The organism is Bacillus sp. NEAU-242-2 (assembly GCF_027853835.1).
Classification (GTDB): domain Bacteria; phylum Bacillota; class Bacilli; order Bacillales; family Bacillaceae; genus Bacillus; species Bacillus velezensis.
Genome location: NZ_JAPNNY010000004.1, coordinates 268619 through 280602, shown reverse-complemented (window position 1 = coordinate 280602; position 11984 = coordinate 268619). Strand labels below are relative to the sequence as shown.

The 11984-nt window shown below is 47.4% G+C and carries 15 protein-coding genes; 14 read left to right on the top strand and 1 reads right to left on the bottom strand.

Features of this window, described 5'->3' with window-relative positions:
- Positions 1 to 2 precede the first annotated feature (2 nt).
- The 13 genes from OWN49_RS14790 (at position 3) to lysA (ending at position 10289) form a co-directional block, all read left to right on the top strand.
- A complete protein-coding gene (locus OWN49_RS14790; protein WP_003153340.1) occupies positions 3 to 821 on the top strand; it encodes a purine-nucleoside phosphorylase in 819 nt (272 codons plus the stop codon).
- Between the two features lie 136 nt (positions 822 to 957).
- Positions 958 to 2127, top strand: a complete 1170-nt coding sequence (locus OWN49_RS14785; RefSeq protein ID WP_077722546.1) for a D-alanyl-D-alanine carboxypeptidase family protein — start codon at positions 958 to 960, stop codon at positions 2125 to 2127.
- A gap of 95 nt (positions 2128 to 2222) precedes the next feature.
- Positions 2223 to 2576: an anti-sigma F factor antagonist gene (gene spoIIAA, locus OWN49_RS14780; RefSeq protein WP_065180567.1), complete on the top strand. Its 354-nt coding sequence runs from the start codon at positions 2223 to 2225 to the stop codon at positions 2574 to 2576.
- Positions 2573 to 3013 carry an anti-sigma F factor gene (gene spoIIAB, locus OWN49_RS14775; protein WP_003153347.1) on the top strand — a complete coding sequence of 147 codons (441 nt, stop codon included), beginning with the start codon at positions 2573 to 2575 and terminating at the stop codon, positions 3011 to 3013. Before spoIIAA ends, spoIIAB begins: the two co-directional genes overlap by 4 nt.
- Before the next feature lie 11 nt (positions 3014 to 3024).
- Positions 3025 to 3792, top strand: coding sequence for an RNA polymerase sporulation sigma factor SigF (gene sigF, locus OWN49_RS14770; protein WP_003153348.1), 768 nt, complete (start codon positions 3025 to 3027; stop codon positions 3790 to 3792).
- A gap of 126 nt (positions 3793 to 3918) precedes the next feature.
- The gene (locus OWN49_RS14765; protein WP_070082055.1) at positions 3919 to 4539 is read left to right on the top strand and encodes a stage V sporulation protein AA; all 621 of its coding nucleotides are present in this window, start codon (positions 3919 to 3921) and stop codon (positions 4537 to 4539) included.
- On the top strand, positions 4529 to 4954 hold the full coding sequence (locus OWN49_RS14760; protein WP_014472080.1) for a stage V sporulation protein AB: 426 nt from the start codon (positions 4529 to 4531) through the stop codon (positions 4952 to 4954). Before OWN49_RS14765 ends, OWN49_RS14760 begins: the two co-directional genes overlap by 11 nt.
- Positions 4955 to 4966: 12 nt before the next feature.
- On the top strand, positions 4967 to 5419 hold the full coding sequence (gene spoVAC / locus OWN49_RS14755; protein ID WP_003153353.1) for a stage V sporulation protein AC: 453 nt from the start codon (positions 4967 to 4969) through the stop codon (positions 5417 to 5419).
- Positions 5420 to 5430: 11 nt separating this feature from the next.
- Positions 5431 to 6447, top strand: coding sequence for a stage V sporulation protein AD (gene spoVAD / locus OWN49_RS14750; protein WP_025649812.1), 1017 nt, complete (start codon positions 5431 to 5433; stop codon positions 6445 to 6447).
- Positions 6448 to 6798, top strand: coding sequence for a stage V sporulation protein AE (gene spoVAE, locus OWN49_RS14745; RefSeq protein ID WP_003153356.1), 351 nt, complete (start codon positions 6448 to 6450; stop codon positions 6796 to 6798).
- A 3-nt stretch (positions 6799 to 6801) separates the two neighbouring features.
- Complete coding sequence (locus tag OWN49_RS14740; RefSeq protein ID WP_102422741.1) at positions 6802 to 7410, top strand: stage V sporulation protein AE; 609 nt, start codon at positions 6802 to 6804, stop codon at positions 7408 to 7410.
- Positions 7364 to 8845 carry a spore germination protein gene (locus OWN49_RS14735; protein ID WP_003153360.1) on the top strand — a complete coding sequence of 494 codons (1482 nt, stop codon included), beginning with the start codon at positions 7364 to 7366 and terminating at the stop codon, positions 8843 to 8845. Before OWN49_RS14740 ends, OWN49_RS14735 begins: the two co-directional genes overlap by 47 nt.
- A gap of 124 nt (positions 8846 to 8969) precedes the next feature.
- Positions 8970 to 10289 carry a diaminopimelate decarboxylase gene (lysA, locus tag OWN49_RS14730; RefSeq protein ID WP_077722545.1) on the top strand — a complete coding sequence of 440 codons (1320 nt, stop codon included), beginning with the start codon at positions 8970 to 8972 and terminating at the stop codon, positions 10287 to 10289.
- A gap of 44 nt (positions 10290 to 10333) precedes the next feature.
- On the opposite strand, the gene OWN49_RS14725 is transcribed toward lysA, so the two are convergent.
- Complete coding sequence (locus OWN49_RS14725) at positions 10334 to 11233, bottom strand: DUF1002 domain-containing protein (RefSeq protein WP_077722544.1); 900 nt, start codon at positions 11231 to 11233, stop codon at positions 10334 to 10336.
- Positions 11234 to 11517: 284 nt separating this feature from the next.
- Here OWN49_RS14725 and OWN49_RS14720 point away from each other — a divergent pair, with 284 nt between their 5' ends.
- Positions 11518 to 11949: a peptidylprolyl isomerase gene (locus tag OWN49_RS14720; RefSeq protein WP_003153363.1), complete on the top strand. Its 432-nt coding sequence runs from the start codon at positions 11518 to 11520 to the stop codon at positions 11947 to 11949.
- The last annotated feature ends 35 nt before the right edge of the window (positions 11950 to 11984 follow it).

Genomic DNA, 11984 nt, shown 5'->3' with positions numbered 1-11984 from the left:
TTTTGAAACAAAAGATCGAACGTGCTGCTGCATTTATTAAAGAACACGTGAAAGAAACACCAAAGATCGGTCTGATTTTAGGATCAGGGCTCGGCGTATTGGCCGATGAAATTGAGGGAGCTGTCAAGCTTACATATGAAACGATCCCTGATTTTCCGGTCTCAACGGTAGAAGGCCATGCCGGCCAGCTTGTGATGGGAACGCTTGAAGGCGTGCAGGTCATCGCGATGCAGGGCCGCTTTCATTACTATGAAGGCTACTCAATGGATCAGGTCACATTCCCAGTCCGCGTGATGAAAGCGCTCGGCGTTGAATCTCTCGTCGTGACGAATGCAGCCGGCGGTATCAACACTGAATTCCGCGCCGGCGATCTGATGATTATTACAGACCATATCAACTTTACAGGCACCAACCCGTTAATCGGGCCGAACGAAGCTGAATTCGGAGCGAGATTCCCGGACATGTCAGAAGCCTATGACAAAGAGCTGTCAAGCTTGGCTGAAAAAACGGCCGATGAGCTGGGCATTCCTGTTCAAAAAGGTGTGTATACAGCTGTTACGGGGCCGTCTTACGAAACGCCTGCTGAGGTTCGGTTTTTAAGAACGATGGGGTCTGACGCTGTCGGCATGTCGACCGTGCCGGAAGTCATCGTCGCCAACCACGCGGGGATGCGCGTGCTCGGCATCTCATGCATTTCCAACGCGGCGGCGGGTATTCTTGACCAGCCGTTATCCCATGAAGAAGTAATGGAAATGACGGAAAAAGTAAAAGGCGGCTTTTTGAAGCTTGTCAAAGCCGTAGTCGCACGATCTCAAAAATAAGTCAGCATAAGTCAGCTGTTTCTTCGGAAGCAGCTGTTTTTTTGTGCCCTCAACACGAAACATTTTCCAGATGAGGCGTATAAAACCACCGGATTTGGAAAAAATAAAAAGGATTATGAAATGGAGGGCTTTGGAGATGAAACGTCTTATATCCACTTTGTTGATTGGCATTTTATTAACGGCATCAGCACCGTCCGCTTTTGCAAAGCCGGACGGAAAACATACATCGGAGCTCGCTCATGAAGCCAAAAGCGCCGTGCTGATTGAACGCGATACGGGAAGCATTCTTTATAACAAGAACAGCCGGGAGCGTCTGGCGCCGGCAAGCATGACAAAAATCATGACCATGCTTTTAATCATGGAAGCGCTTGACAAAGGGAAAATAAAGATGAGCGATAAAGTCAAGACGAGTGAACACGCCGCGTCTATGGGCGGATCACAGATTTTCCTTGAACCCGGAGAAGAAATGACGGTAAAAGAAATGCTCAAAGGAATTGCGATAGCTTCCGGAAATGACGCATCTGTCGCAATGGCGGAGTATATCGCCGGTTCAGAAGAGGATTTCGTCAGCCGGATGAACAAAAAAGCAAAAGAATTGGGATTGAAAGATACCTCCTTCAAAAACCCGACGGGACTGCCTGAAAAAGACCATTACAGCTCTGCTTATGACATGGCGAAAATGGCGAAGGAATTATTAAAGTACGATAAAATCACTCAATTTACGGGAACGTATGAGGATTATTTAAGAGAAAATACAGACAAAAAGTTCTGGCTCGTCAATACAAACCGGCTGATCAAATTTTATCCGGGTGTAGACGGCGTGAAGACGGGCTTTACAGGCGAAGCGAAGTATTGTTTAACCGCCACCGCTAAAAAAGGAAATATGAGGGTCATCGCTGTCGTTTTCGGAGCCAGCACCCCGAAAGAAAGAAACGCCCAAGTGACCAAAATGCTTGATTACGCCTTCAGCCAGTTCAAAACACACCCGCTGTACAAACGGAATCAAATCGTCGGAACGGTAAAAGTGAAAAAAGGAAAACAGAAACTGATCAAGCTGACCACATCTGAGCCGATCTCTCTTCTGGCCAAAAAGGGAGAGAACATGGACAAAGTAAAAAAAGAAGTGAAAATCAACGGCAATGTAACGGCTCCGGTTAAAAAAGGAGAGGTGCTCGGCAGCCTCGTTCTGAAAAAAGATGGAAAGGTGCTCGTTGAAAGCCCGGTCACGGCAAAAGACGACATGGAAAAAGCGGGTTTTCTCACTTTTCTGAAGCGGACGATGGGAGATTGGACAAAATTTAAATAATCGTGGCGAACGGGCACTAGTTTTGTCATAGTGAAGGAATTGCTTTCCCAAAAATCGAAACACTCATTATCCGATCATATCAAGGAGGAATGAGCATGAGCCTTGGAATTGACTTTCATGTCAAAGAATCCGTGCTTTGTATTCGATTAACAGGTGAACTCGACCATCATACGGCAGAATCATTAAAACAAAGGGTTACTGAATCGCTGGAGGCTGACGGCATCCGTCACATTGTGCTGAACCTTGAAGATCTTACCTTCATGGACAGCTCCGGCCTCGGCGTGATTTTAGGGCGTTATAAACAAATTAAACAGCTCGGCGGAGAAATGGTCGTGTGCGCGATTTCGCCCGCGGTGAGACGCCTGTTTGACATGTCCGGCCTGTTTAAAATCATCAGGTTCGAACAATCGGAACAAAAAGCGCTTTTAACGTTGGGGGTGGCATCATGAAAAACGAGATGCATCTTGAATTTTCAGCCCTCAGTCAGAACGAATCGTTTGCGCGCGTAACAGTTGCTTCTTTTATCGCGCAGCTCGACCCGACGATGGATGAGCTTACGGAAATCAAGACCGTCGTATCAGAAGCGGTAACAAACGCAATCATCCACGGCTATGAAGAAAACTGCGACGGAAAGGTGTACATCTCCGTTACGCTGGAGGATCATGTCGTCTATCTGACCATACGTGACGAAGGCCTCGGGATCACGGATCTTGAGGAAGCGCGCCAGCCGCTCTTTACGACAAAACCCGAGCTTGAGCGCTCCGGTATGGGCTTTACCATTATGGAAAACTTCATGGATGATGTCACGATTGATTCTTCGCCGGAGATGGGAACGACGATACGCTTAACAAAACACCTATCAAAAAGCAAAGCGCTTTGTAATTAAGGAGATTTGTTATGGATGTGGAGGTTAAGAAAAACAGCAAAAACGCGCAGCTCAAGGACCATGAAGTCAAAGAATTAATCAAAAAGAGCCAAGAGGGCGACCAGCAGGCAAGAGACCTCCTCATAGAAAAAAACATGCGTCTTGTGTGGTCCGTCGTTCAAAGGTTTTTAAACAGAGGCTATGAGCCGGACGATCTGTTTCAGATCGGCTGTATCGGATTATTAAAATCCGTTGATAAATTCGATTTGTCCTATGATGTCCGTTTTTCAACTTATGCCGTGCCGATGATTATCGGAGAAATCCAGCGCTTCATCCGCGATGACGGAACCGTCAAAGTATCAAGATCTTTAAAAGAGCTCGGCAATAAAATACGCCGGGCGAAAGATGAACTGTCAAAAACATACGGAAGAGTGCCGACCGTTCAGGAAATTGCGGATCATTTAGAAATTGATGCGGAGGATGTGGTGCTTGCGCAGGAAGCGGTGCGGGCGCCTTCATCCATTCATGAGACCGTGTATGAAAATGACGGAGACCCGATCACCCTGCTTGATCAGATCGCTGATCATTCAGAAGAGAAGTGGTTTGACAAAATCGCCCTCAAGGAAGCGATCAGTGATTTGGAAGAACGGGAAAAACTCATTGTCTATCTGAGATATTATAAAGATCAGACACAGTCGGAAGTAGCCGAACGGCTCGGGATTTCCCAAGTTCAGGTATCGAGGCTGGAGAAAAAAATATTAAAGCAGATTAAAGTGCAGATGGATCATACGGAAAGCTGACCTTTTACGGGCCGGCTTTTTTTATTTGTGCACCGGTGGTAATTTATGGTCTTTTGCCGCTGATGAATGAGAACAAAAGTGAACCACATACTACATATATAACCACCCGAAAGATGGTGATGCAAGATGGAAAGACGAATATTTCTCAGACTTCGCCACCGCGTGAAGGCTCATACCGGAGATATCATCACAGTCGGCGACGCCGCGCAGATTGCGGGACAGCAAAAGCTGAAAAAAAAACTGTCGGCACTGCCGCTGTATAAGGTCACGAAAAAAGACAAAAATATCGTCGTGCTGGACATCATAAAAGTGCTGAAAACCATTCATACCGCTTTTCCCGCGCTTGATGTACAGACCGTCGGCGGCGCTGAAACGATAGTGGAAATCCATTACCAGAAAAAGCAGCTGTCAGCCGTTTTATTCGTCGGTGTCTGGCTCCTGCTTTTTATCGGTTCATGTCTTGCCATTATGAATTTTCATGAAGATGTCAGTATGAGAGAAGTTCATATCGCCTTATATGAAATCATAACGGGCGAACGGAATGAATACCCGTATCTGCTTCAGATTCCATACAGCATCGGCCTCGGTCTCGGTATGATCGTCTTTTTTAATCACATCTTCAAAAAACGCCTGAATGAAGAGCCAAGCCCGCTGGAAGTCGAGATGTTTAATTATCAGATTGATCTCGATCATTATGTCGCAATGCACGAAAATGAAGAGACGATGAAAGATCTGCATGATCGTTAGCATTCTTTTCGTTATATTTGTCGGGCTTGGCGGAGGGCTGACCGTGGGCGCGGGCTTTGTGGCTTTTTTAACCGTTATGGGAATCGTCCCCCGCCTTATGCAGCTGACAAAAACAATGCGCTTTGTACAGGCCTACGAAGGAGCTGTTATTTCAGGAGCTGTGTTCGGCGGCTGGGAAACCTTAAATATAAATCATTTTTTTTTATCTGAATGGCTGGCCGTTCCGGTCGGGCTTTTGGCCGGCATGTTTATCGGCATGCTGGCCGCAGCGCTTACAGAAGTGCTGAATGTGCTTCCCATTCTTGCCAAACGGATCGGCTTCGGCAGCAAAATCATCATATTGCTGATGGCCATTGTGTTCGGCAAAATAGCCGGCTCTTTATTTCATTGGCTGTATTTTATCCATCATTCATAAGGAGGAACCGACGTGACAAACTTAAAAGAAAATTACAAAACAAAAGTGAAAGACTATCAGCCGAAACCGCCATATGTTTGGAATTGCGTCAAAGCCTTTCTGATCGGCGGTTTGATCTGTCTGATCGGGCAGGCTCTTCAAGACTTTTACATCCACTTTTTTAATTTTAATGAAAAAACAGCGGGCAACCCGACGGCCGCCACTCTTATTTTAATTTCCGCTCTTTTGACCGGATTCGGCATTTATGACAGACTCGGGCAGTTTGCCGGAGCGGGTTCAGCCGTGCCGGTGACGGGTTTTGCAAACAGTATGACAAGCGCGGCTCTGGAACACAGAAGTGAAGGACTCGTGCTCGGAGTAGCGACAAACATGTTTAAATTGGCGGGAAACGTCATTGTATTCGGCGTCGTGGCAGCCTATATCGTAGGCCTGATACGGTTTGCTTGTGAAAAACTGTTTTCGTAGGAGGAGAAAAAATGAAATTAACCGGAAAGCAAACCTGGGTGTTTGAAAACCCGTTATTTGTAAATGCGGCGGGGACGGCAGCCGGACCGAAAGAAAAAGACGGCCCGCTCGGTTCGCTGTTTGATAAGACATACGATGAAATGCATTGCAATCAGAAAAACTGGGAAATGGCGGAACGTCAGTTAATGGAAGATGCCATCAACTCAGCTTTGCAAAAACAGAATTTGAAAAAGAGCGATATTGATTTGTTACTCGCGGGGGATCTTTTAAATCAAAATGTGACCGCCAACTACGTCGCCAGACATCTGAAAATCCCGTTCCTCTGTCTGTTCGGCGCCTGTTCGACATCAATGGAAACGATTGCCGTCGCATCCGCGCTCATTGACGGCGGTTTTGCGAACCGGGCGATCGCAGCCACGAGCAGCCATAACGCGACCGCAGAACGGCAATTTCGCAATCCGACGGAATATGGCGGGCAAAAACCGGATACCGCCACTTCGACGGTCACGGGGGGCGGGGCGGTCATCATCAGCCAAAACCCTTCTGATATCAAGATTACAAGCGCAACAGTGGGAAAAGTAAGCGACCTCGGAATAACAGATCCGTTCGATATGGGATCCGCCATGGCGCCAGCTGCCGCCGACACAATCAAACAGCACCTGCAGGACTTAAACCGCACGGCGGATGATTATGATCTGATTTTAACGGGAGACCTTTCAGGCGTCGGCTCGCCGATCGTGAAAGATTTGCTCAAAGAAGAAGGCTATCCCGTCGGAACGAAACACGATGACTGCGGTCTTCTCATCTATACGCCGGACCAGCAGGTGTTTGCGGGCGGAAGCGGCTGCGCCTGCTCCGCGCTTGTTACGTACACACATATTTTTAATCAATTAAAATCAGGGGCTCTGAACAGGGTGCTCGTTGTCGCGACAGGAGCGCTTTTAAGTCCGACAATGATCCAGCAGAAAGAAACCATTCCGACCATCGCGCACGGTGTGGTATTTGAGCGGGCGGGAGGTGCATCATAAATGGAATATCTGTTGGCTTTTGTTTGCGGGGGAATCATATGCATTATCGGTCAGCTGCTGCTTGACATTTTTAAACTGACACCCGCCCATGTGATGACAACTTTTGTCGTCATCGGCGCCTTGTTGGATGGGTTCGGAATATATGACAAATTTATCGAATTTGCAGGTGCGGGCGCGACGGTTCCCATCGTCAGCTTCGGTCACAGCTTATTGCACGGCGCCATGCATCAAGCTCACGAGCATGGATTTATCGGGATCGCCATGGGGATTTTTGAACTTACTTCCGCCGGTATATCTTCAGCGATTTTATTCGCATTTCTTGTAGCCATTATTTTTAAACCGAAAGGATAATGCCTGATGACGAAACGGAAGGTCATTCTTGTGACAGACGGGGACGTATACGCCGCCAAAACAATTGAATATGCCGCGGAAAAAGCAGGCGGACGGTGTATTTCCCAATCAAAGGGCAATCCGTCAACCAGAAGCGGCCCCGAACTTGTTCAGCTGATTAAAGCCGCGCCGAATGACCCGGTGTTTGTCATGTTTGACGATTCAGGCCTGCAAGGGGAAGGGCCGGGCGAAACGGCGCTGAAATATGTCGCCTCACATCAGGACATTGAAGTGCTGGGGGTGATTGCGGTCGCTTCTAAGACCCATCAGGCTGAATGGACGAAAGTCGATGTCTCCATTGACCGTGATGGAGAAGTGACGGAGTACGGCGTCGATAAAACCGGAATGAGAGAAATGGACGAGCACAGAATGAACGGAGATACGGTGTATTGTCTGGATAAATTGGACGTTCCCCTCATTGTGGGCATCGGCGACATAGGAAAGATGGGGAGAAAAGATGACATATCCAAAGGCTCGCCGATTACGATGAAGGCGGTCGAATTCATTTTAGAAAGGAGCGAAAGCCATGCCGGAAAAACCGGAAAATATGATCAAGGTATACCGGGATCCTAGAAAAAATGAACAATTTTTTAAAGACCGCGTCGGTATGGGAACGAGCTATGATGTCGGCGTCCGCAAAGTTCGAGTATTAGACCGGGAAGTCCAGATTTACTTTGTCAACGGATTAACCGATACTTTGTTTATCATTCATTTAATGGAACAGCTCGTCGACGTTAATAATTATGACGAGAATGCGGATGAAGCGATTGACGTTGTTGAAAACAGGCTTGTCAATCAGCAGGTCCAAAAAGTCAAAACGCTCGACGAAGCAACAGATCAAGTGCTTTCCGGACTTGTGGCCGTTATCGTTGAAGACGCGGGCTTCGCCTTTATCGTTGACGTCAGAAGTTACCCCGGACGCACACCTGAAGAACCGGATACGGAAAAGGTCGTCCGCGGGGCAAGAGACGGTTTTATCGAAAATATTGTCATTAATACAGCATTGATCAGAAGAAGAATCAGGGACGAAAGGCTCCGCGTCAAAATTACGAAAGTCGGCGAGCGCTCTAAGACCGATCTTGCCATTGTGTATATAGAAGACATCGCGGACCCGGACCTTGTCAGCATCGTCGAAAACGAAGTGAATGCGATTGACATTGACGGATTGACGATGTCTGATAAAACGGTGGAAGAATTTATCGTCAAACAGGGCTACAACCCGTTTCCGATGGTCAGATACACGGAGCGGCCGGATGTGGCCGCCAATCACATTTTGGAAGGGCACGTCATCATTGTCGTTGATACGTCACCGAGCGTGATCATAACGCCGACAACGATTTTTCACCATGTTCAGCATGCGGAAGAATACAGGCAGGCGCCTTCAGTGGGAACATTTTTAAGATGGATCAGGTTTTTCGGTATTATCGCTTCAACGGTTCTGCTTCCGATCTGGTTCCTCTTTGTTCTTGAACCGTCTCTTCTGCCTGAAAGATTGGATTTTATCGGTTTAAATAAAAATACGCATATCCCGATCATTCTGCAAATCTTTTTGGCCGATTTGGGGATTGAGTTTCTCAGGATGGCCGCGATCCATACGCCGACCGCTTTATCCACCGCCATGGGTCTGATTGCGGCGGTGCTGATCGGTCAAATCGCCATAGCGGTGGGGCTGTTTTCAGCAGAAGTGATTCTGTACGTATCGATCGCCGCCATCGGATCATTTACCACGCCGAGCTATGAGCTCAGCCTCGCCAATAAAATGATACGCCTCATCTTAATGGTGCTCGTGGCCATTTTCCAAGTGAAAGGCTTTGTGATAGGCTTTACATTGCTGCTGATCATAATGGCGAATATCCGCTCGTTTCATACGCCGTATTTATGGCCGTTTTTACCGTTTAACGGCAAGGCGCTGTGGCAGGTGCTCGTCCGGACGACAGTGCCGGGAGCGAAAGTCAGACCGAGCATTGTTCACCCGAAAGACCGTCAAAGACAGCCAAGCGGTTCATAATCGCATTGAAACCGACAGAAGATTATGATATTGTATGTCTTAACTTATACGGGACTTGTATAAGGACAGCTCAAAAGAAGCTGTCCTTTTCACCCATAGGCGGATCAGAAAGAGGGAATGAGCATTGTTCTTACATGGCACAAGCAGACAAAACAAACTAGGTCATTTGGAAATCGGAGGTGTGGACGCGCTGTATTTAGCGGAGCATTACGGCACGCCTCTTTATGTTTACGATGTGGCTTTAATACGTGAGCGCGCTAAAAGCTTTAAACAGGCATTCATTGACGCGGATTTAAAGGCGCAGGTCGCGTACGCGAGCAAGGCGTTTTCTTCCGTTGCGATGATACAGCTTGCTGAGCAGGAGGGGCTCTCATTGGACGTTGTATCCGGCGGAGAGCTGTTTACGGCGGTTGCGGCTGGTTTTCCGGCTGACAGGATTCATTTTCACGGCAACAACAAAAGCAAAGAAGAGTTGAAAATGGCGCTCGATCATCAAATCGGCTGCATCGTCGTTGATAATTTTTATGAAATATCCTTACTCGCGGAACTGTGCCGCAAATCAGGGCGCACAATGGATGTGCTTCTGCGGATCACTCCGGGGGTAGAGGCGCATACGCATGATTATATTACGACGGGACAGGAAGATTCCAAATTCGGTTTTGATCTGCATAACGGGCAAATAGAAAAGGCGATTGAACAAGTATTGCAGTCAGACCATATCCGGCTTCTCGGCGTTCACTGCCACATCGGATCGCAAATTTTTGATACGGCGGGCTTTGTGCTGGCCGCAGAAAAAATCTTCGCAAAACTGAATGAATGGAGAGAATCATTCGGCTTTGTCTCTGAAGTGCTGAATTTAGGGGGCGGCTTCGGCATCCGCTACACGGAAGAGGATGAACCCCTTCATCCCGCCGTTTATGTGGAAAAAATTATCGAAGCGGTAAAAGAAAACGCAGAGCTGCACGCTTTTGACATTCCGGAGATCTGGATTGAACCGGGACGCTCGCTCGTCGGAGACGCCGGAACGACGCTTTATACCATCGGTTCGCAAAAAGAAGTGCCCGGCACCCGTAAATATGCAGCGGTTGACGGGGGCATGAGCGATAATATCCGTCCTGCGCTGTATCAGGCGAAATATGAAGCCGTATCGGCAAACAGAATCGGAGAACACCACGACAAAACGGTATCCATCGCGGGTAAGTGCTGTGAAAGCGGGGATATGCTCATTTGGGATATAGACCTTCCGGAAGTGAAAGAAGGCGATCTTCTCGCCGTTTTCTGCACGGGAGCATACGGGTACAGCATGGCTAACAACTACAACCGCATTCCGCGTCCCGCCGTCGTTTTTGTGGAAGACGGCGAAGCGCATCTTGTCATTAGAAGAGAAACTTATGAAGACATTGTAAAACTGGATCTGCCGTTTAAGACGGGGGTCAAACAATAAATGAAAAAGAGACCGGAACAATGGCGTCCGGTCTCTTTTTGCGTTCAGCTGTCAGAACTTGATCCGCTGTCTCCTGTAAATACAGACACGATCGCATTCCAAATCGAAGCGAAGAAATCAATAACTTTTTGAATAAAGCTTTTGCCTTCATCGGATTGAATGAACTTCGTGATTTTGTCTTTTGCCTTATCGAGCTGGCTGCCGACTTGGCCCCAATCAATCTTTGCATTTTTCATTTTATTAAACAATGAAACAAGCTGGTCTTTTTGAGCGTCAGTCAGTGTAATATTAAGGTTTGAAGCCGCATCATCGACCTTTTTCTCGATTCCTTCTTTTGTATCGGGCACACCGTTTTTCGCGAAATCATCTTTAATGTTTGCGATAAGTGCGGAGGCGTTTTTATCCCCGATTTTATCCCCGAGATTTGAAGTGGTGACAAGCTCTTGGTTGGCGACCTGTTTTACATCTTCTGAAATTGCTTTGTCTGATGAGACTTCATATGCCTTGATGATTCCCGTTAATGCTGCGGTGCCTGATACCTCAAACGGCGCCGTCACGTATACTTTCGCATCTTTCACTCCTGCTGTCATCAGGGCGTTTAAGTACATTTCATCCGTAATGGAATCGATATTATGGGTCTTAACGTCAAGCCCGGACCCTTTCTTAGCCACCGTGATGGATGACGAAGAGATGGCTCTTGTGCCGATTTGGGCGTTCGATATATATTTTCCCAGATATTCATGTTCTTCTTTATTTGTGACCGTCACTTTTGTCGCGTTATCAGGGACATTTAATTCGTCAAGCACTTTCTGACGGTTTTCGTTCGACAGATCCGCCCCCAGTGTGACGATGACATCTCCGACTGCGGCATCGGCCAGGCTGATTTTCGGTATTGTGCACAATACAACGGCCGCCGCCAGCAATCCAATCCACATTTTTTTCAAAGCGGTTAACCTCCTTCTTTTCACAAATGCCGTTTTGAAGCGGTTTGTGAGGACCTGCGTGAAGCAGTTCCGATACATAGACGGCTGTGAAGCTGTTCTGGTTTCATTTTCTTTCTGCGGAAGCGGGGAGATTCGTTTTCCGGCTGAAGGTGTGGTATAATAGCCGCGAAAAGAAGAGCAGAGGCCTCTTCCTTCAAAAGAATATCAAAAAGAAAGCCGGCTTACAATTGAAATTCATATTGAAGAAGGCTTTGACAAAAAACAATACGGAAGTAGGAATGAGAATGAAAACTGGTTACATCGAAATGGAAAACGGCAGCAGAATCGAATTTGAACTTTATCCGAATGAAGCGCCTAATACAGTCGCTAACTTTGAAAATCTGGCGAATACGGGCTTTTATGACGGCGTTATTTTCCACCGCGTGATTCCGGGCTTTGTCAGCCAAGGCGGAGATCCGACTGGGACAGGCATGGGCGGAAGCGGAAAAACGATCAAATGTGAAACAGAAGGCAATCCGCATAAACACGAAGCCGGTTCTTTATCAATGGCGCATGCCGGTAAAGACACGGGTTCAAGCCAATTCTTCATCGTACACGAACCGCAGCCGCATTTAAACGGCGTTCATACTGTATTCGGAAAAGTGACAAGCGGTTTAGAGCATGCGAAAAACATGTCTAACGGAGACAAAATGAAAGAAATCCGTGTAGAAGGATAATGACGGAAAACCCGCCTTTTTCAGGCGGGTTTTTT

Excerpts from the sequence above, each read along its gene's own strand:
- OWN49_RS14785 (WP_077722546.1), top strand. The coding sequence starts at position 958 with ATGAAACGTCTTATATCCACTTTGTTGATTGGCATTTTATTAACGGCA.
- spoIIAA (WP_065180567.1), top strand. The coding sequence starts at position 2,223 with ATGAGCCTTGGAATTGACTTTCATGTCAAAGAATCCGTGCTTTGTATT.
- spoIIAB (WP_003153347.1), top strand. The coding sequence starts at position 2,573 with ATGAAAAACGAGATGCATCTTGAATTTTCAGCCCTCAGTCAGAACGAA.
- sigF (WP_003153348.1), top strand. The coding sequence starts at position 3,025 with ATGGATGTGGAGGTTAAGAAAAACAGCAAAAACGCGCAGCTCAAGGAC.
- OWN49_RS14765 (WP_070082055.1), top strand. The coding sequence starts at position 3,919 with ATGGAAAGACGAATATTTCTCAGACTTCGCCACCGCGTGAAGGCTCAT.
- OWN49_RS14760 (WP_014472080.1), top strand. The coding sequence starts at position 4,529 with ATGATCGTTAGCATTCTTTTCGTTATATTTGTCGGGCTTGGCGGAGGG.
- spoVAD (WP_025649812.1), top strand. The coding sequence starts at position 5,431 with ATGAAATTAACCGGAAAGCAAACCTGGGTGTTTGAAAACCCGTTATTT.
- spoVAE (WP_003153356.1), top strand. The coding sequence starts at position 6,448 with ATGGAATATCTGTTGGCTTTTGTTTGCGGGGGAATCATATGCATTATC.
- OWN49_RS14735 (WP_003153360.1), top strand. The coding sequence starts at position 7,364 with ATGCCGGAAAAACCGGAAAATATGATCAAGGTATACCGGGATCCTAGA.
- OWN49_RS14720 (WP_003153363.1), top strand. The coding sequence starts at position 11,518 with ATGAAAACTGGTTACATCGAAATGGAAAACGGCAGCAGAATCGAATTT.